The 19,506-nt window shown below is 60.1% G+C and carries 11 protein-coding genes and 1 pseudogene; 6 read left to right on the top strand and 6 right to left on the bottom strand.

The window, feature by feature from the left end; translation table 11 throughout:
• Nucleotides 1-24 precede the first annotated feature (24 nt).
• The 4 genes from AC193Q_RS13890 to AC193Q_RS13875 form a co-directional block, all read right to left on the bottom strand.
• Entirely contained in the window at nt 25-2,847 is a 2,823-nt protein-coding gene (locus tag AC193Q_RS13890; RefSeq protein WP_483878540.1) for an RHS repeat domain-containing protein, read from the bottom strand.
• A 26-nt stretch (nt 2,848-2,873) separates the two neighbouring features.
• The gene (locus tag AC193Q_RS13885; RefSeq protein WP_121186907.1) at nt 2,874-5,651 is read right to left on the bottom strand and encodes an RHS repeat-associated core domain-containing protein; all 2,778 of its coding nucleotides are present in this window, start codon (nt 5,649-5,651) and stop codon (nt 2,874-2,876) included.
• Entirely contained in the window at nt 5,651-10,189 is a 4,539-nt protein-coding gene (locus AC193Q_RS13880; protein WP_121186905.1) for a SpvB/TcaC N-terminal domain-containing protein, read from the bottom strand. Before AC193Q_RS13880 ends, AC193Q_RS13885 begins: the two co-directional genes overlap by 1 nt.
• A gap of 169 nt (nt 10,190-10,358) precedes the next feature.
• Nucleotides 10,359-11,882, bottom strand: a complete 1,524-nt coding sequence (locus tag AC193Q_RS13875) for a fumarate hydratase (RefSeq protein ID WP_027612504.1) — start codon at nt 11,880-11,882, stop codon at nt 10,359-10,361.
• Nucleotides 11,883-12,331: 449 nt separating this feature from the next.
• On the opposite strand from AC193Q_RS13875, the gene AC193Q_RS13870 reads away from it, so the two are divergent.
• The 3 genes from AC193Q_RS13870 to AC193Q_RS13860 all read left to right on the top strand — a co-directional run bounded on the left by AC193Q_RS13870 (nt 12,332) and on the right by AC193Q_RS13860 (nt 15,300).
• A complete protein-coding gene (locus AC193Q_RS13870) occupies nt 12,332-13,438 on the top strand; it encodes a GGDEF domain-containing protein (protein ID WP_095668445.1) in 1,107 nt (368 codons plus the stop codon).
• Nucleotides 13,431-14,366, top strand: a complete 936-nt coding sequence (locus AC193Q_RS13865; protein WP_121186903.1) for an iron-sulfur-binding ferredoxin reductase — start codon at nt 13,431-13,433, stop codon at nt 14,364-14,366. The genes AC193Q_RS13870 and AC193Q_RS13865 overlap by 8 nt, the downstream gene beginning before the upstream one ends.
• 184 nt (nt 14,367-14,550) lie before the next feature.
• Nucleotides 14,551-15,300 (top strand): enoyl-CoA hydratase-related protein, encoded by a 750-nt coding sequence (locus tag AC193Q_RS13860; RefSeq protein WP_047296097.1) that lies wholly within the window; start codon nt 14,551-14,553, stop codon nt 15,298-15,300.
• Nucleotides 15,301-15,504: 204 nt separating this feature from the next.
• Here AC193Q_RS13860 and pyk read toward each other — a convergent pair whose 3' ends face one another.
• Complete coding sequence (gene pyk, locus AC193Q_RS13855; RefSeq protein WP_041068487.1) at nt 15,505-16,956, bottom strand: pyruvate kinase; 1,452 nt, start codon at nt 16,954-16,956, stop codon at nt 15,505-15,507.
• Nucleotides 16,957-17,128: 172 nt separating this feature from the next.
• Between pyk and AC193Q_RS13850 the strand changes: the two genes are divergently transcribed.
• Nucleotides 17,129-17,515 (top strand): tetratricopeptide repeat protein, encoded by a 387-nt coding sequence (locus AC193Q_RS13850; RefSeq protein ID WP_047296095.1) that lies wholly within the window; start codon nt 17,129-17,131, stop codon nt 17,513-17,515.
• Between the two features lie 229 nt (nt 17,516-17,744).
• Nucleotides 17,745-18,104 (top strand): PilZ domain-containing protein, encoded by a 360-nt coding sequence (locus AC193Q_RS13845; RefSeq protein ID WP_047296093.1) that lies wholly within the window; start codon nt 17,745-17,747, stop codon nt 18,102-18,104.
• A 147-nt stretch (nt 18,105-18,251) separates the two neighbouring features.
• On the opposite strand, the pseudogene AC193Q_RS13840 reads toward AC193Q_RS13845, so the two are convergent.
• A pseudogene (locus AC193Q_RS13840) lies at nt 18,252-18,398 on the bottom strand (DUF6124 family protein); the annotation flags it as partial.
• Nucleotides 18,399-18,829: 431 nt separating this feature from the next.
• On the opposite strand from AC193Q_RS13840, the gene AC193Q_RS13835 reads away from it, so the two are divergent.
• Nucleotides 18,830-19,441 (top strand): hypothetical protein, encoded by a 612-nt coding sequence (locus tag AC193Q_RS13835; protein ID WP_147438976.1) that lies wholly within the window; start codon nt 18,830-18,832, stop codon nt 19,439-19,441.
• Nucleotides 19,442-19,506: the final 65 nt, after the last annotated feature.

Genomic DNA, 19,506 nt, shown 5'->3' with positions numbered 1-19,506 from the left:
CTGTTCGCTTCATGTGTCAGCGGATCAGACCGTAGTGAACTGACGGGATCTGGAACGCAATATCGTGCGCGTGTATTCCAGCTCGTTGATCACGGCCGCCGTGGCCTGCCATAGATTTTGCGGAGTATCGCCTTCGTTTCGGCCCAATAGCCCATAGGTATTGATTGCCGTCAAACCTGCGCTCTCGAAGGCTTTTTCGATATCCAGCATGTTGGCAGACAAATAATCGATCAGGCCGCTCGCATTGGCGATGCCCTTGGCCATTTTTTCAGCGCTGAGCTCATGACTTGCTCCGGCGATTTCATGGCCTATTTCAATTGCACCCAACAGTGCCCCCGCCGTGGCGCTGATTTCAGCGGCAGCTTGCGGCAGCATTTCCTTGGCGCCAACACTGATCAGAGTGGACGCCACTTCCTTGGAGCCCTTGAGCACGCCCTTCTGCGTATCGGGGATCATTTTCGCGTACTTTTGCTGCAGGTAATTGATCGGTGCCATGGTTTTATATTCGGCTTTCTCGACAATTTTTTCTTTGGACAGACGGCTGGCCTTGAATTTGACAGACGCGCTGGTGCCAGTGCGTTCTGCGGCGTAATCCCACAATCCGCTGATCAGTTTCTTCGCGCCAATGCCCATTGCAATCCCTACGACGTTACCTGCGCCGGGAGCGACGGCGCCCAGCGCCTGGGCGCCGATACCGACCAGAATGCCGCCGCCGTAGGCCACGACCTGGCCGGTCAGGTGTACACCGGTGCGGCGCAGGACGGCCCCGGCAAATTGCCCCGTCGAGCGCTGGTTGAGTACCTGTTGCTGGGCATCCAGACCGCGACGCAGCGACAGCGCCAGAATGTTCAGATGACGATCGACCTGTTGTGACAGGCTGACCCGATCCCGGTAACGCTGCTTTTTCTCTTTGCTCAGTGCCTTTCTCTGATCGCGCTGAGCGGGGGTTTCGATAAACCTGTCCAGGGTCTGGCCGTCGGTGTCGATGTGGCCAATCGGATTGTTGGCGACAAAGGCATACAGGTTCAGCCCGTCGATATCCAGGGCCGGATCAGCGCTGACCCAGCGTTGCAACCACGGTGCGTAATAGCGTGCGCCATAGTAATAAAGGCCGCTGCTGTCCATTTCCCGGGCTGAATAGCGAATGGTTTTGTAGCCGACTTCCAGTGCCGAGCGAGTCGCCAGCCAGGCGGTTCCACCAAATGCGTAGTAATGCTCCAGGCTGATCACGTCAGCCTGCCGGTCAAGCTCCAGTGTGCAAGAACCAAGATGGTCATCAAGGTTATAGCGCAGTTGATCGGCTTCGATGCCGGACGGTCGGCCATTGAGCCAGTGCAGGCAACGTGCGCCTGGAAGATTGATGACATGCAGTTGCTGCCCGTCACTGCGGCTGTGGATTTCCAGGCCTGGCAGGTAGCGTACCTCGTGACGGTGGGTGACGGACGGGGTGTGGCTCAGCGAGCACTTGTAGATGCGCTCACCTTGGCTGTAACGGTAGGTTTCAACGTCGTCGGGCAAGCCGTTGCTGTGTTGCAGCAAGGTAACGCGAGTCAGTTGATCACGACTGTCCCACGCCAGAGGCTGAGCGCCGGGTTGCAGTTTCAACTGGTTACCGTGCTCGTCGAAGTGATCGCTGAACACCGGGTCGGGATCAGCGGATTTGCAGCGCACCCCGCGATTACTGTTCGGGTCGATCTTCATCAGCTGAGTGAAATTGTGGCCTTCGCGCACATGCACAAGCTCGACGAGGTTGTTTCCCGCGTCATATGCATAATGTTCGGTGTAGTTGTAGCGTCGTCCCGGATCCACAGGCTGGATCGGTTGCGGTAAACCGGGCGACTGCTGCGGGATCTCGCCTTCGAAGCCGCGACTTTCGCTCAGCCGATACAACGAGTCGTAGACAAAGTGGCGATCACCCTCGACGCGCTGATTGGCAAAATACACCGTGGCCAGGGTGCGGTCCTCGATACGCAGGATATTGCCGACCGGGTCGTAGGTGTAGCGCAAGTCTTGCAGCGGTTTTTCCTGATCCTTGCCGGCCAGCAGATGCAGCAGCCGACCGTCAGCAGGATCGTAGACGCGGCGGCTGCGAACACCATTGCCGGCAAGTTGTTCCAGCGGCTGGCCCGAGGCGTTGTATGCGGCAACGTCGAGCACCGGTTGCGCTGCGTCAGCCCCGGCTATCCACAGTGATACCCGACTTGACTGGCCGGCGACATCGTAGCTGGAGCATTGTCGGTGACCACCGGCATCGGTGACTTGCACCACATTGCCGCGTGCGTCGAAATCCATACGCGTGATGAACGCCGTCGTCTCGCCAGACAGCGTACGGGTTTCACCCACGGCCTTGCCATGCAGGCTGTATCCGTCGACCACCACCGTGGCGCCCGGGTCGGCGCTTTCGCTCAGCTCACCGCGCAGGTTATGTCCGGGGTCGGCATTGTGGTCGGCATAGCTGTAGCGCTCGACGTCGACTTGCGCATTTTCAGTGACGGCGATCAACCGCATCATCGGGTCGTATCGATAGCGCCATTGCTTGCCGCGCTGGTCGTGGCGTTGCAACACTTCATTGGCCAGACCGGGCAGATTGACGCGCCAGCCGGAATCGACGCTGTCGACTTTCAGTGGTTCGCCGTCCAGGCGGTAGGCGGTGGTCAGACAGGGCATGGGGAGCCGTGGGTCATATTGTTCGATCAGACGGCCGTTGGGGTCGTAGCATTGGCGGGTGATCTGGCATTGGACTTCGGCGTCCACCACCGTCCGCAGATAAGCAACGTTTCTGGCCGGCAGCCCCCTGGGATCGTGAGCCGACAGGGTGGGCGTTCGCCAGTGCACTGAAGGACTCATGCCCGTCCCTCCGAGAAACGGATCATTCAGGCTGCCTTTTTCCGGGTTCGGCGCTGCGCCAGCAAGAACTGATTGTCAGTAGTGCCCATCGCTTTGTACGCCGTCATCATGTCTTGAGAGCGCTTGATGGTGGACAGCGTAAAACGGGTCAGACGACGCAGGTCCGAGCGAGCGATGGGGGCCAGGGTCTCTACCGATGTCATGTGGTTGATGTTCGGCAGTGAGTTGGCCGGGTAAACGATGTCGGTGCCCAGCGCATCGAATGCATTTTCTGCCCAGCCGGCACGTTGTTCTACCGCCGATTTCCAGTCATCGAGCATTGTGTCTATTTTCTGGATCTTTACCGGATCAAGGCGGTTTTTGATGTCTTCTGCTTCTATTGCCCGGGCAAACATGTTCTGTGCTGCGGGGATGATCGAGATCCACGAAGCCATGAGCCGGCCCATGATGAAGGAGGGGTTGAGTACCGCATCCAGGCCCGGATGAATCAGCTCGTCCTTCACGTTTCGCCAGGAGCTGATGTCCTTGGCGCCTGCTCGGATGCCCAGCTCGTGATCAATGGCCTTGACCGAGATCTGCGAGGTTTGCGGAATCAGTGGGCCCGTTCTGAGACCGGCGCTGTTGGCGATCGGATCTATCATGGCCGTGGCGGAGTCGCCGCCAATATTGCCGCCGATCACCCCCCCGGTCGTGGTGTAAGGCGTGGTGCCAGGCATATTGGGAATCACCAGGTCAACCAGCTTGCCGCCTGCGACACCGCCCTCATAGCCGACGACCCCTCTCACGACTTCGCCTGCCATGTTCAGTGCCAGATTCATTGCCACACCCTCCTCATGGAGAATGTTGTGGATTTGCCCCGCCACCTGCGTGGAATGTCCCTGGACGCTGGAAAGAAAGGCTGAATACAACATGATCACACTTTCCGCCTTGTTGTTTCCGTCAGGATCCACATAGCGCAGCGGATTGTTACCCACGAACGCAAACCGGTTTGGCCCATCGACATCTCCCGCCGGATCCGCACTGAGCCATCGTTGCAACCACGGCGCGTAATACCGCGCGCCGTAGTAATACAAACCGCTGACATCCATTTCCTTGCCTGAATAGCGCAGCGTCTTGTAGTCAATCTCAACCGCCGAATTCGCGCTCATCCACGCGGTCGCACCGAACGGGTAATAGCCTTCGTGGCTGATCAGGCGCGCCTGCTGGTCCAGTTCCATCACGCATGAGCCCAAGTGGTCATTGAGGGTGTAACGCAACTGGTTGTCGGCAACGCCCGGCGGTTTTCCGCTGAGCCAATGCAGGCAAACGACATGGCCGCCGCCGGTGGCGAGACTGATGACGTGCAGTTGCTCCGTGTTGTCCTTGCTGCGGATTTCCAGTCCGGGCAGGTAGCGCACTTCGTGGAAATGCCGGGTAGAACCGCTGTAGGTGTCGTGGCGTTTGTAGACGCGCGCGCCTTGGCTGTAGTGATAGAACTCGGCGTCATCCGGGCCGTTTTCGCGTTGGACCAGAGTCACCGAAGCCAGTTGATCGCGGGCGTCCCAGCGTAATGTCAGTCCCGGTTGCAGGGCCATCAGGTTGCCGTGGCGGTCGAATAACCGTTCGAAATCCGGTGCGGGATCACCTTCTGTCCAGCGCACACCGCGATTGCTTGCTGCGTCGATATGCATCAACCGGGTCTGGCAGGCGCCTTCGCGCACATGACGCAGTTGCGTCAGGTTGCCGCCGTGATCGTAGCGGTAGGTCTGCAGGTAATTGCGCCGATCCCTGGGATCGCTGGGCTGCGGTCGGCCGGGAATGTCGCCGGGGGTGGCATCGTCGTAACCGCTGGCGCTGATCAGCCGATACAACGAGTCGTAATGAAACGCGCGTTCGCCGTCGACCCGCTGGTTGGCGAAATAGCTGGGAGTGAATACGTTGTCGAGGATGCGTGTCGGGTTGCCGACCGGATCGTATTCATAACTGATGTCCTGCAGGGGTGGCTGCGCACCTTTTCGCGCCCATTGCCGCTGCAGACGCCCTGTGCCTGGCTCGTAGTCCCAGTCGCTGGCAATGCCATTGCCGGCCTGTTGTTTGATGATTTGTCCGACGGCGTTGAACTGCGTGTCGAGCAACACCTCCTGCCAGGTGTGGTCGCCGGCCAGTTGCAGTTGCAACTGTTTGAGTTGACCGGCGACGTCGTAGCGCAATTGCTGACGATGGCCGCCAGCGTCGGTCTGTTCCAGCATCGCGTCCAGCGGGCTGAAAATACGCTGGGTGACAAACTCCCGGGCATCGGTAAAGGTGCGGCTTTCGCGCAGTGGCTGACCGGCCAGGCTGTAGCTGTTCAGGTGCAGGCTGCCGGACGGGTCGATTTGCTCCAGTAATCGGCCGCGCTGGTTGTGCTCGGGCGGAGCACTGGCATCGGCATAGGTAAAGGTGCCACTGAGCGTGTCGGCGCTGTTGCTGATCGCCACCAGGCGCAGCAGCTCATCGTAACGGCTGCGCCAGTGCACGCCGCGCGCGTCCCAGCGCTGCACGGTTTGCCCGGCCAGCCCGGGCAGACTCAGGCGCCAGCCGGCGTCGACGTTGCTGACCTTGAGTGGCTGGCCGTTGAGGTCGTAGAGGTGAGTAGTGCTCGGGCCGCTCAGGCGTGGATCGAACTGCGCCACCAGACGCCCGGCCATATCGTGCTGTTGGCGAGTCACCAGGGCCTGGGCCGTCTCATCGGCCCGTGCGCGCAGATAGCCAACCTGACGCAGCGGCAAGCCGCGACCGTCGATCACGACGAGCGATGGCGTGCGCCGATGGAGATTGGCGCTCATCAGTGCAGCATCCGTGGTGAAGCCGACGCCTGCTCAGCGGTTTCGTCGGTGTCGTTGAAGTCTTCGCTGGTCTGATACCACGGATGATAGGTCTCGCGAGAAAAGTAGCCTTTGGCGTTGATCAACTTGACCGGACGCCCGAGCGGGTCATAGAACAGCTGATCGAAGTAGCCGTACCGTCGCAGCGATTGATCATTGACGTAGCCGTGAGTATCGGCAAAAAACGGCCGGAACTGCCGCACCGCCAGGCCCTTGTTGTTGTATTCGACCCGGGCGCTGACCCGCCAGCGTGACTCGGCGTGTTCCTCGCGCAGCTGTCCGCGATCGACGATCAGCGACCCATCAGCGGCCACCGCACAGGCGATGCCGGGTTCGACCCGTTGCAGGGTTTGCAGCGCGCGGCCAAAACCGTCCATGTAGCTGATGATGATCTGCACTTGTGCCGCCACCGGATCATCGGGATAGCGGTCGGCACTCAGCGTCGCGCTGTGCACCGGTGTGCGCGCAACCGCGTTGATGAGTTCACGCAGTGCCTGTTCGGCGGGTGTCGGCGCCGTCAATTGCGCCAGCCGTCGGCGCGCGCTGGCGCGAATGTGCAGGCTCGGCAAGACATCGCCGCTGGCCAGCCATTGGTCAAGCAGTTGCGGCGTTGTGTTGACCTGTGTCGGCAACCGTCCCATCCAGCTGAACAAATCCCTGTGCAAGGTGCTGGCCGCTTTTTGTACGGTCGCCTGCGGGTTGGCAATCGCGGCGTCCGGGCCTGGATCTACTGGGCGAACGTATTCGTCGAGCGGTCGAAAACCGGCAGCGACAGCGTTTTCTGTGCCATGGAAGCTGGTCGCAAAAGGTTGGCCGGAAGGTGCATAGAGCGCTTCCTGAATGTTCTCGTTGGCATCGATGATGCGCACTGGCTGCAGAGCATGGCGATCGTATTCGCAGCGGGTGATGCAGCCATCCGGCAGTTCGACGCTGATGACCAGCAGGCGATACTCGTCGTATTGCGCCTCGGTCCAGCCGTGGCTCAGGGTTTCGCGATACGCAAGGACCCGGAAGAAATCCTTGGCCTCGGCGTACTTCGCGTAGTTGTAATGCGCGGACCAAAGGCTTTCGGCGTTCGCGTTTACCGCCGTGTCGTCGAACAGTAGCGGCATGGGTGTGTAACCGATGTTCGCCAGCTCCTGCAGGATATCGAACGGTGGCGGCAGAACGTCGTAGGCGGCGAGGGCCGTCTTGTCAAAGCTGGCCATTTCCAGCGGCCCTGTCAGCGCTTCAAATTCTGCCGAGCCGTCGGGCAGCAGACTGCCGTCTTCTGTCTTGATATAGCGCTGCACGGTTTGTCCGGTCAGCACCCGCAGGACATTCCACTCGAGCGAGCGGACATGTTCCTTGAGTGACTCCCAGTTTGTCTCTTGCGGGTTGAGACCCGATGGCAAGTCGCCGTTGGGCAATACCAGGGCATTGCGGCGTTGCTGCCAGGGCAGGTGGAGGCGCCATTGTTGCGGGTTCTTGTCCAGATTGATCGAGCGTGCGCGTGTTTCGTCGAGATAAAAAAAACGCTGCGCCGGGTCATGCGCGTCCCGCCACCACTGTTGTTCGTCGGGGTCGCTGAAAGGCGGGGGATCGCCCGGCAGGCGCCGTCGTGCATAACTGATGGTCAGGCTGTGAGTGGCGTGGCCGTATTCGCTGCTGGCGAGCAAGATTTCATGACGGCACAACGGGTCGTCAATGTAACCATCGTACTGATAACTGATTTTTTCCAGGGGCTGTACCAGCAACACGGCTGCCGATCCCCGCTGCCCCGCGGGCAAGACATCTCGTACCCGATAACGAAACTCCTCTACCGCACAGAGCCGTGTATTGGCCGGCTCGTCAGTGCCGTTCCAGGTTTCGATACGGGCGACGGCGCCGACCAGCGCACGCGCGATTGCACGGCGTACGCCTTCGTCCTCTGGCGTTACGGGTTCATCGTATTCATCACCGGGGTGATAGCGACTGAAGACGGTGGGTCGCAAGTCAACTGCGTCACGGTCACCGTCGAAGTAACCCTGCCTTGATCGATCCATCGCCTGCCCGGTCAAGAACCAGGTACAGACCCGCACCGGTGCTGTGAAGCCAGCTTCGTCATCGCCCGCCGAACGTTCGCTGTCGGTCTGCTGCAGGTGACCGAAACCACGAAATTCACGCTCGGTGCTGTCGTAGACGCCTTCGCGATAGACGCATGATTGCGTCAGGCAATTGCCGGTAATTTCATCCAGTTGGCGTTGCCGGCTGACGACTTGAACCGCGAACGGTAAATGGCACACCGGTATTTCCCCGGGATGCTCGACTCGCCACTGCTGCTTTTCATCCAGCCATTCCTGGGCAGAGCTGCGGTAGACCACCTGCGTGGCGCAGCCCATGTTGTTGTTGGTCGCGGTCAGCAAATAAGGCTTGGCTGCGACGAAGTCGTAGCGCCAGTGCTGCGGGGTCATGTGGGGCACCGTCAGGATCAGGCTGGCACAACCCAGGCCTTGCAGGTCGGCGAAAGTGACCTGACACAGACGGTCGTAACTCACGCCTGGCGGCCACGGCACGAAGACGGGCGTCTGTTCCAGGCCATTGCCGCCGCGATTGAGGTAGATCTCGAAGCCGGCGGTTTTCAGATAAATCAAGGCCGGTGCGCCGGAGCCGTCGAGGTCGGCGATCCGCAGTTGCTCGACGTTGAATTCGTCGTACAGGAAGGGCAGGGCACTGATCACCCGGCCTTCGCCGAATTTGCCATGCCCCAGATTGGGCCAGCATTTGATTTCGTTGTGCCGGATCCGGCACAGCTCGCTCATGTCACTGCCGAGCATGTTGCCCAGAAACACCAGTTCTGTGGGGGCGTTGCCGAACAGCGGCAGACTGTCCTCATTGTCTTCGCGAGGCACCTCTTCGGCGCTGGAAAATCCCTGCTCCCGGCGATTGGCATACAAGCGCACCGCGCGCGGACCGATCAGTGCCAGCGAGTTGAGGCCATCACCGACCAGGTCGCCGAGCTGCGAAAGTGTGTTGAAAAATTCCAGCGGCATGCCGTTAAACGCGATGAATGGCGCCCAGCTGCGGTCGGCATTCAACGTGCGATATCCGCTGATGCCCGGTTCGGCAACGCTCCAGTCCAGTCGCCCGTTGCCGGTCAGGTCGAGCAAGATCTGCCGGGCGGCGCCGTCGCGTCTGGCCACCGGGATCTGTTCCAGTTCAGTCCAGGGCGCATAGGTGATGGCGTCAGGTCCCGCCATTGCACGAAGCGGTTCGCGGTAATACCAGCACTGATCGTAGCGGCAGAGAAATCCCGGTAGACCTTCGCCGTACAGGTCGAGGCACTGGTAAAACTGGCCATCCTCAACGCCCGGCATATTGTCTTCGGCAAACATCCGGGTCGGGATTTTATTGATCGCGAAGGGCGAGTAATCAAACTCCACCGGCGGTGTCGTCTCCAGCGCGCCGCTGGCATCGAAGGCCTGATAGTGAGCGGCGTTGATCCGGTTGTAAGTCCACGGATCGGAGGGTGACGGGTATTCGAGCAGCAGCCGCCGCACCAGCAGTGGATCCGCACCGGCAGGCCGCGAGAAGTTGTGGAACATCAGGATTTGTCGGCACAGGCGCCGCGTACCCAGCTCGAAACCCTGACCGAAGGTGGAGAACGGATCCCGGCGTTTATCCCAGACAGCCAGGCTGTCGCCAGCGTACACCGGAGCCTCTGTCAGTGAACGGGTGCGCTCGCCGTAATCGAACAACAGATGGAAATGCCAATCCAGTTCGGCCGGATCCTCCACGATCCAGCTGTACAAATGCTGGCTGGCCGTGACGTTGCCATAGAACACCGCGCGCAAGTAGCGCTGGGCGCGGTAATCGTGAATCGGGTCGAGGTCCTGATCATCGGCCAGATAGGCAAAGCAGATGTGCTCGCCAAGCGGGTTCATGCTCTCGCACAGCAACCAACTGCCGACGCGAAGTGCATCGTCCGGATCGGCCCGGCGCGAGGCGCGGGTCTTGCCGTATACCTGCAGTGAACCGTCCGCGCCGTGGATCAGCCAGAAGGGTGGCTCCTCTGGTTCACCCTGCGCAGAGACGGGCTGCCAGCGTTCGCGCAGGGTAAAGTCGCTCTCTACCCGTGGCCAGAAGCGCACCACGTTATGAGCGCCGACGGGAATGGCGTTGTAGCTGTCTTCTACACGTGATTTTGGTGTGCCATCACTGTTCAGTTCAGGGTGCCAGACTTCACCGTCGTCACCGATGATTTCATCGAGATCGCTATAACGCGGTACACCTTTTTGAATACTGCGGCTGATCTGTCCAATGCCCAGGCTCCAGCCGATGCCGAATGGCCCGTTGCCGGTCTGACTGCTGTAAGTCAGCGACAGTTGCGGATCCCAGCCACGTCCGGCGGACAGCGGCAGTGGCAGTTCAAATGAAGCCGCGCCAGTGGCACCCACTGCCCCCCAGCTTTTGCCGATCGTTGTGATCGACGCGCTGCTGGCGATGGACGGGGTGATGATGCTCAGCTCTTGATCGGCCATGGTCGGATCCATTGCACACGCGAAGCACGTGCGTGGACAGACGCTACCAACAAGTGAGAAGTACGTAACCTGTCAGATCTGACAGGTGCCAAAGGGCTTTGAATGTGCAGGGCACAAAAAAGGCCGGCCCGTCAGATGACGGGCCGGCCTTGTCCATGCTGCGAAGCGCTTACTGCACTTCTACCGCCAGGCTTTCGGCGATCTTCTGCTGCCAGATCGCCGGGCCGGTGATGTGTACCGACTCACCGTTGCTGTCCACCGCGACGGTGACCGGCATGTCCTTGACCTCGAACTCGTAGATCGCTTCCATGCCCAGTTCGGCGAAGGCCAGCACCTTGGACTTCTTGATGGCCTGGGCCACCAGATAAGCGGCACCGCCCACGGCCATCAGGTACACAGCCTTGTTGTCCTTGATCGCTTCGATCGCGGTCGGGCCACGCTCGGACTTGCCGATCATGCCCAGCAGGCCGGTCTGCTCCAGGATCTGACGGGTGAACTTGTCCATCCGCGTCGCGGTGGTCGGGCCTGCCGGGCCCACCACTTCGTCACCGACCGGATCCACCGGGCCGACGTAGTAGATAAAGCGACCTTTCAGATCCACCGGCAGGGTTTCACCCTTGTTCAGCATCTCGACCATGCGCTTGTGCGCCGCGTCGCGACCGGTGAGCATCTTGCCGTTAAGCAGGACGGTTTCGCCCGGCTTCCAGCTCTGCACTTCTTCCGGGGTCAGGGTGTCGAGGTTGACGCGACGGGCCGACGGGCCGGCTTCCCAGACGATTTCCGGGTAAGCATCCAGCGATGGCGCTTCCAGCGATGCCGGGCCAGAACCGTCGAGCACGAAGTGCGCGTGACGGGTGGCGGCGCAGTTCGGGATCATGCACACCGGCAGCGAGGCGGCGTGAGTCGGGTAGTCCATGATCTTCACGTCGAGCACGGTGGTCAGTCCACCGAGGCCCTGGGCGCCGATGCCCAACTGGTTGACCTTCTCGAACAGCTCCAGACGGATCTCTTCGATACGGTTCTGCGGGCCACGGGCTTTGAGTTCGTGGATGTCGATGGATTCCATCAACACTTCCTTGGCCATGACCGCGGCTTTCTCGGCGGTGCCGCCGATGCCGATGCCGAGCATGCCTGGTGGGCACCAGCCGGCGCCCATGGTCGGAACGGTCTTCAGCACCCAGTCAACGATCGAGTCGGACGGGTTGAGCATGGCCATTTTCGACTTGTTCTCGGAACCGCCGCCCTTGGCCGCCACGTCCACTTCCACGGTGTTGCCCGGGACGATGGAGTAGTGGATGACCGCCGGGGTGTTGTCCTTGGTGTTTTTGCGAGCGCCCGCCGGGTCGGCGAGGATCGAGGCTCGCAGGACGTTTTCCGGCAGGTTGTAGGCGCGGCGCACGCCTTCGTTGATCATGTCGTCCAGGCTCATGGTCGCGCCATCCCAACGTACGTCCATGCCCACACGTACGAACACGGTGACGATGCCGGTGTCTTGGCAGATCGGGCGGTGGCCGGTGGCGCACATGCGCGAGTTGATCAGGATCTGTGCGATCGAATCACGGGCCGCTGGCGATTCTTCGCGCAGGTAGGCTTCGTGCATCGCCTGGATGAAATCCACGGGGTGGTAGTAGGAAATGAATTGCAGGGCGTCGGCAACGCTCTGAATCAGGTCATCTTGCTTGATCACGGTCATGAGTCGCGCTCCTCTAAAAGACGGGAACATTCAATAAGGTGCTTGCAGCTTGGGTGCATCGGTCGGTTGCAAGCACCTTTCAAGGCACGCCGGGGCTGCTGGCGCGACGCTAAAAAGGCGCGGCAGTATACCGCGCCTCGGTGGTGGGCACACATTGGCTTTTGGTCGGATAAACATTGTGGCGAGGGGATTTATCCCCGATCGGCTGCGCAGCAGCCGTAAATCTTGTGCACCCGGTTTGTCTGAGGGATTACAGGGGGCCGCTTCGCGCCCCATCGGGGATAAATCCCCTCACCACAGGTCTTCATGGGGCATTGATGGGTCATGCATTTGACGTCAATTTTTGGCGCCGAAAATCGGTGGTCATTTATCGACCGCCCCTCTAAAGTGGCATCCGGTCTGTAGAGTAGGACACTCGGTCAGCCTCCTATCGCACGGTGAGTCAACGATTGACCCATAACGCCATTCAACGTCTTTTGCTCAAACGCTTCGCCCTCGCTGCGGCCACCTATGGATTGGCTTTGCTGTTGTTGTGGCTGGCATTTTTCACCGGACATTACCCGCAATCACTGAACAGCGTGGCCATCGGCAGTGCGCTGGTGGTGATCTGCCAGGCCACGTTGTTTGCGCTGTTCTGGTCCGGGCACAATCAGCGCTTTGCCGACCCCAGCCTGACCGAAGCGCAAGTGCTGCTCGGGCTCGGCTGGCAGACCTGGCTGATCGCTCATCTGGACGAAGCACGCGGCGCGTTTCTGGTGTTCTACGTGCTGATCCTGCTGTTCGGCCTGTTTCATTTAACCCGTCGCGCATTCATTCGTTGCGCGCTGCTGGTGTTCTTCAGTTTTTGTGCGATCACCCTCTGGGATGGCTACCACTTCCGTCTGCCGGATCCGGCGCTGGCGGCGTTGCAGGTGTGCATTCTGGCGATGGTGCTGGCCTGGCTGGTGATCTACGCACGCTTTGTCCAGGTGTCACGGCAACGCATGCGCCAGCGCCGGTTTGCCCTGCAGGCGCATCAGGACACCCTGCGCGGGATGATGCGCCAGCTCGAAGATCTGGTGGCCACCGATGAGTTGACCGGGCTGTTCAACCGCCGGCATTTTCTGCGTCTGGCTTCCCGCGAACTCGACGACATGGAGCCGGGTGTGGTTCACGGCCTGGCGCTGATCGATCTCGACCATTTCAAGCGCATCAACGATTTGCACGGTCATGCCGCCGGCGATCAGGTGTTGCAGGCCTTCGCCGGTGTGGCGGGTGCCTGCCTGCGTGACGGCGACGTACTGGCGCGTTACGGTGGCGAGGAATTCGTGGTGTTGCTGCCCGACTGCGATGCCGAACGCCTGACGGCTTGTTGTGAACGCCTGCGCATTGCTTTCACTGATGTCGAACTGGTGGGGCTGAACGTGCGCAACCTCAGCCTGTCGGCAGGCATGACCCTGCTGGAACTGGGTGATGATCTGGACGACGCCTTGCAGCGCGCCGATCAGGCGCTGTACCGGGCCAAGCGCGACGGGCGCAATCGCTGTGCAGCGGCGTGGGAGAATGTAGATGCCTGAACTTAGGGTCGGTGACCGGCAATGGTCGGTGGCGGCGGGCAGCAATTTGCTCGACGCGCTGAATCAGCACGGCGTCGCGGTGCCTTACAGTTGCCGCGCCGGCAGTTGCCATGCCTGTCTGGTGCAGTGCGTGAACGGCTTGCCCACCGACAGTCGACCGGACGCCTTGAGTGCCGAACAGCGCCAGGAAGGCTGGCGACTGGCCTGTCAGTGTCAGGTTACGCAAGACTTGCACGTGCACACGTTCGACCCGCTCACTGACGGTCGCCCGGCGCTGGTCGAGGCGCTGGACTGGCTCAGCGACAACGTACTGCGTTTGCGCCTGACCCCGCAACGACCGCTGCGCTACAGCGCCGGGCAGCATCTGGTGTTGTGGATCAAGCACATCGCCCGGCCTTATTCGCTGGCGAGCCTGCCGCAGGAAGACCGCTATCTCGAATTCCACCTCGACTGTCGCCAGCCCGGCGAATTCAGCGATGCGGCGCGGCGCCTGCAGATCGGCGACCCGATCCGCCTCGGCGAGCTGCGCGGCGGCGCCCTGCATTACGACCCGGACTGGCACGCGCGCCCGCTGTGGCTGCTGGCTGCCGGCACCGGGCTGGGGCCGTTGTTCGGCGTGCTGCGCGAAGCCTTGCGTCAGGATCACCAAGGCGCCATCCGCCTTATTCATCTGGCCCATGACGCGCGTGAGCACTATCTGGCCAAACCTCTGGCGGCGCTCGCTGCGCAGCGCGAAAACCTCAGCGTCGAGCTATGGACGGCGGCCGAGTCAGCCGCCGCTTTGGCGCAACTGCGCCTTGTTTCCCGGCAGACCCTGGCCTTAGTCTGCGGCTCGACTGCCAGCGTCGAGGCCTTTGCCAAGCGTCTGTACCTGGCCGGACTGCCGCGCAATCAACTGCTGGCCGATGTGTTTTTGTCCCGCCGTTAAGCGCTGAAACTTTTGGGGCACGGCGCAACCCTGTAGTGAGGGGATTTATCCCCGATGGGCTGCGTAGCGGCCCCAGGATTTTGTGAGCGCTGCGCACTCAATCGGGGATAAATCCCCTCGCCACAAAAGTTTTGCATCACCAAAAAAGAACTTTGTCAGCCCTTTTTAATGTTGAGTAACGCTGATGACCGAAGCCATTCTGCTGGAACGCGAACGCGGTTTGCTCACCCTGCGCCTCAACCGCCCGGACAAGAAAAATGCCCTGACCCGCGCGATGTACAGTCGCCTTGCCGAGGCCCTGAAGCAGGCCGACAGCGATCCTGAAATCACTGCCGTGCTGATCTCTGGCAGCGCCGAATGCTTCACCGCCGGCAACGACATCGCCGACTTCATCCAGCAACCGCCGAGCGACCTCGACAGCCCGGTGTTCCACTTCATGCTCAATCTGCTCGAATGCCGTAAACCAGTGGTTGCCGCCGTGGCCGGTGCTGCCGTGGGCATCGGCACCACGTTATTGCTGCATTGCGATCTGGTCTACGTCAGCCGCGATGCGCGGTTGCGCATGCCGTTCGTCAATCTGGGGCTGTGTCCGGAGTTCGGTTCCAGCCTGATCCTGCCGCGTTTGCTCGGGCAGGCCAAAGCGGCCGAGTTGTTGTTGCTCGGTGAAGGTTTCAGCGGTGAGCAGGCCGCGCAGTGGGGCATCGCCAGCGAGGCGCTGGGCAGTGGCGAAGCGGCGCTGAACAAGGCCCGGGAAATGGCTCTGCGTTTCGACGAATTGCCGCCGGACGCGGTGCGCATCAGCAAGCAATTGATGAAGGCGCCGGATCGCGAATTGATCCGTAAGGTGATCGAGGAGGAGGGCGCGCTGTTCACCCAGCGCTTGCGCTCGCCGGAGGCGTTGGCGGCCTTGACCGGGTTTATCAAGCGGCATTGAGATTTTCGCCGGCCGGGCTGGCCTCATCGCTGGCAAGCCAGCTCCCACAGTTTTTGTGGTGGATGCAAGATCTGTGATCACCGCCTGGCCCTGTGGGAGCTGGCTTGCCAGCGATGAGGCCGGAGCCGATACAAAATCTGTTGGAGCAGAATGCAAAAAGCCCCGGCACTCACATGCCGGGGCTTTTGGTTTTCAGCGAATCACTCAGACCTGCGGGTCGCCTACGTGCAGGATCTTCATGCCGTTGGTGCCACCAGTGGTGTGGTAGCTGTCGCCCTTGGTCAGGATGACCCAGTCGCCTTTTTCCACGACGCCGCGCTTGACCAGCTCGTCGATGGCTTTCTGGCTGACTTCGTTCGGGGCCAGCGAAGCCGGGTCGAACGGCACGGTGTACACGCCACGGAACATCGCCGCGCGGGCCTGGGCTTCGCGGTGCGGGGTGAAGCAGTAGATCGGCACCGACGAACGGATACGCGACATGATCAGCGGGGTGTAGCCGCTCTCGGTCAGCGCGATGATCGCCTTGACGCCCGGGAAGTGGTTGGCGGTGTACATGGTCGCCAGCGCAATGCTCTCGTCGCAGCGCTCGAATTCCTTGCCGATGCGGTGGCTGGACGTCTTGCTGGTCGGATGCTTTTCAGCGCCGACGCAGATGCGCGCCATGGCCTGCACGGCTTCCAGCGGATAAGCGCCGGCAGCGGATTCGGCAGACAGCATCACGGCGTCGGTGTAGTCGAGCACGGCGTTGGCCACGTCGGACACTTCGGCGCGGGTCGGCATCGGGTTCTGAATCATCGACTCCATCATCTGGGTCGCCACGATCACCGCTTTGTTGTGGCGGCGTGCATGCAGAATGATTTTCTTCTGAATGCCCACCAGCTCGGCGTCGCCGATTTCCACACCGAGGTCGCCACGCGCAACCATGACGGCGTCGGAGGCCTTGATCAGACCGTCGAGGGTTTCGTCATCGGCCACGGCTTCGGCGCGCTCGATCTTCGCCACCAGCCAGGCAGTGCCGCCAGCTTCATCGCGCAGTTGACGGGCGTAGTTCATGTCCGCCGCATCACGCGGGAAAGACACGGCGAGGTAGTCGACTTCCATTTCGGCGGCGAGCTTGATGTCGGCCTTGTCTTTTTCAGTCAGGGCCGGAGCAGTCAGGCCGCCGCCGCGACGGTTGATGCCTTTGTGGTCGGACAGCGGGCCGCCGATGGTCACGATGCAGTGCAGTTCGGTGGCGGTGGCGGTTTCAACGCGCATCACCACGCGGCCGTCGTCGAGCAGCAGCTCGTCGCCCACGCCGCAGTCCTTGACCAGATCCGGGTAGTCGATGCCGACCACTTGCTGGTTGCCTTCGGTCAACGGATGGCTGGTGGAGAAGGTGAACTTGTCACCGATCTTCAGCTCGATGCGCTTGTTGGCGAATTTGGCGATACGGATTTTCGGGCCTTGCAGGTCGCCCAGCAGGGCGACGAAGCGACCATGCTTGGCCGCGAGGTCACGCACCAGCTTCGCACGAGCCTTGTGCTCGTCGGGGGTGCCGTGGGAGAAGTTCAGACGGGCGACGTCCAGACCAGCCAGAATCAGCTGTTCGAGAACTTCCGGCGAGTTACTGGCCGGGCCAAGGGTAGCGACGATTTTGGTACGACGGACGGACATGCAAAGACTCCTCAGGTTCAAGCGCTCGCAGAGGCTACTACGCTCTTTGGGTGTAGTCATTGTTCGTTTGCACTACTTATTGTTTTCTTTATTGAACGCGACAATCGGAACAAAGGACTCTGAAGATTTCTCGCCCGAGGTCGATAATGATCACAAGACAGGAGAATACCCCATGCGATTCGTGCCCATTGCCGCCCTTGCCCTCAGCGTCCTCGCCGTCACGGGCTGCACCCGTTGGTCGATGAACCATCATCTGAACAACGCCTACAGCGCCTATGACCGGGGCAATTGCGAGCAGGTGATGCTCGAACTGTCCAAGGTCGAACGCGCCAGCCGTGCCCGCCCGTATGTGTGGCCGGAAGTGTCGATGATGCGCGGTCAGTGCCTGGAACGGCAAAAAATGTACATCGACGCGGCGCAGACCTACCAGTTCATCATCGCCTCGTACCCCAACAGCGAATACGCCTTCCGCGCTCGCGCGCGCCTGGAAACCCTGCAGAGCCTGGGTCATTACCCGACGCGTAGCGCAGCGGCCGTGCCAGGTCCGCAACGCTTCTGATGCCGGGTGTCATACAAACGCTGGCCGACTGTACAAGCTGAGCTATAGTCCATTGATCCGGTTCGGCGCCTGGCGCCCAAACCGAGGCAACACCTGCGACTGGTAGAGGTTGAGGTGATGGCGTATTGGCGACCGTCACACCGGGAGCGGGGAGAGCGTGTCTGCGAGACGGGCCCGTTCCGAAGCAAAGGTGCGGCTCTGTAGTGGAGCCTTGCATGGCGTACTGCGCATGTTTACTGACCGCCGAATCGAACGGCATCAACTGCCGTACTTCCTCCGGGTGTACAACAGCGTCACCGACAAACCCATCGGTTTTCTGGGCAACGTGTCCGAAGACGGGCTGATGCTCATCAGTCAGTTGCCGATGATGATCGGCGCCGAATTCCATCTACGCCTGAAAATCCCTGCCAGCGATGGTTGCCAGCAGGTGATCGACCTCAACGCGTGTTGCCTGTGGTGCCAGGAAGATGCAACACCGCTGCATTACGACGCCGGCTTCAGCCTGCAACGCCCGCCTCCGGAATACGGGCAATTGGTCGAGGCGCTGCGCCAGTACTTCAGCTTCCAGCCATTGCCGGCTTCGGCCTGACTTCGGCGGCGCTCGCACGATTGCCTTCGCGGGCAAGCCCGCTCCCACAGTGTCCGGGGTTGATCAAGGAATGTGTGCACACAACAAATCCCTGGGGGAGCGGGCTCGCCCGCGAAGGCGTCAGACCCGACAACGTCTATCTACGGGCTAACCCACAGCAATCGCCCGTTCACTGTCCAGCGTCTTCTCCGCCAGCAACAACCCCATCTCGCTCAACTGATAAATCGCCATCGCCAGATGCCGTGGTTGGTCTTCCAGGCTGTCCGCCAGATCCAGCAGCAGAGTGCTCACCGACTAAACGAGAGGTGGCGGCTGGACGCAGGTTAGTCGACCGGGAGGACTACGAAAAAACCGGCGCGCCCGAGGGCGCCCTGCGCACAGCCACCATTGAGTGCGGGGATAGGGAATACCCGACTTAATGACGCTTATGCACCTTTCGCAGTACCTCCCGGGCGACTAAACCCGACCACTGATTGGCAGCGGCACGGATCACGTTACGGGGCATCGGCAAGGCGCACAAGCCGGCGGATTCTGGCGGATCTGTAGGCAAAGGCGCAAGGCGTTGTAGTTTGCTGCGCGTGTCGAAGTAGGGCGGGGAATCGTTAGCTATTTTAGTGTCTATAAAATATTTTTTTAGAAGTATTTGATCTTTTTAACTGTCAGTTCTGACAGTAGGCGGGTGAGCAGCGGGGAAGTAAATTAAAACTTCACTTGAGGAGAATGTTATGAAGGACGCGAAAATTGATTTGAGTGAAGTTGAGCTTTGGGCGAAGTTCCAAGCTGAAAGGTCAGGAACTATTTATCATGGGCGAGGTGAATTTTTTGATACTGATTTTACTTATTCTGATGGCTGGGATAACGCAGTAACCAGAGTGGCTTATCTTAATCACAGGATTCCAGAGTTGCATGCCTGGTTGTATTATCAATATAAAAAATCTGCCGACGGAAGAACGGTTGATGTCAGGACTAATATGTACAAAATGACTACGCGTCCAATAGATAAGCCGTGGTACAGAGGGAATTTGAATCTTGAATTTCATAATTTCAGTGTAATGCGAACTATACCTTCTCCCGATGCAATGTGGCAGGAAGTACAGCCTTCAGAATTTATTGCCTATGTACGATACGGATCAATTCCGGTTCAATCCGCTAATATACAATTCCGTATCGCATGCAACTTTGATGGTACTCATAATGATGGGTGGGAGCATTCTTCATGGGAAGTATTTCCAATAAATGCTGTTCAGGGTGATGAGGTAGTTGATGAGAGTCTCGGCAATCCGCGAAGCGTTGTCGAGCGATTTTTTGCAGGGCGAAAGAATAAACAGGGTGAATGAGCGAATGGATTTTAATAGTTCCCCAATGAACTATATACAGATGTTCAATTCTTGGGGGTGGAACC

The organism is Pseudomonas sp. F2 (assembly GCF_057174385.1).
Note: the sequence above shows the minus strand (reverse complement) of the source record. Positions and strands in the feature narration are given on the sequence as shown.

Bases quoted from the DNA above. Each gene is read 5' to 3' on its own strand.
- AC193Q_RS13890 (WP_483878540.1), bottom strand. From the start codon at position 2,847: ATGAGTCCTTCAGTGCACTGGCGAACGCCCACCCTGTCGGCTCACGAT.
- AC193Q_RS13885 (WP_121186907.1), bottom strand. From the start codon at position 5,651: ATGAGCGCCAATCTCCATCGGCGCACGCCATCGCTCGTCGTGATCGAC.
- AC193Q_RS13880 (WP_121186905.1), bottom strand. From the start codon at position 10,189: ATGGCCGATCAAGAGCTGAGCATCATCACCCCGTCCATCGCCAGCAGC.
- AC193Q_RS13875 (WP_027612504.1), bottom strand. From the start codon at position 11,882: ATGACCGTGATCAAGCAAGATGACCTGATTCAGAGCGTTGCCGACGCC.
- AC193Q_RS13865 (WP_121186903.1), top strand. From the start codon at position 13,431: ATGCCTGAACTTAGGGTCGGTGACCGGCAATGGTCGGTGGCGGCGGGC.
- AC193Q_RS13860 (WP_047296097.1), top strand. From the start codon at position 14,551: ATGACCGAAGCCATTCTGCTGGAACGCGAACGCGGTTTGCTCACCCTG.
- pyk (WP_041068487.1), bottom strand. From the start codon at position 16,956: ATGTCCGTCCGTCGTACCAAAATCGTCGCTACCCTTGGCCCGGCCAGT.
- AC193Q_RS13850 (WP_047296095.1), top strand. From the start codon at position 17,129: ATGCGATTCGTGCCCATTGCCGCCCTTGCCCTCAGCGTCCTCGCCGTC.
- AC193Q_RS13845 (WP_047296093.1), top strand. From the start codon at position 17,745: ATGTTTACTGACCGCCGAATCGAACGGCATCAACTGCCGTACTTCCTC.
- AC193Q_RS13835 (WP_147438976.1), top strand. From the start codon at position 18,830: ATGAAGGACGCGAAAATTGATTTGAGTGAAGTTGAGCTTTGGGCGAAG.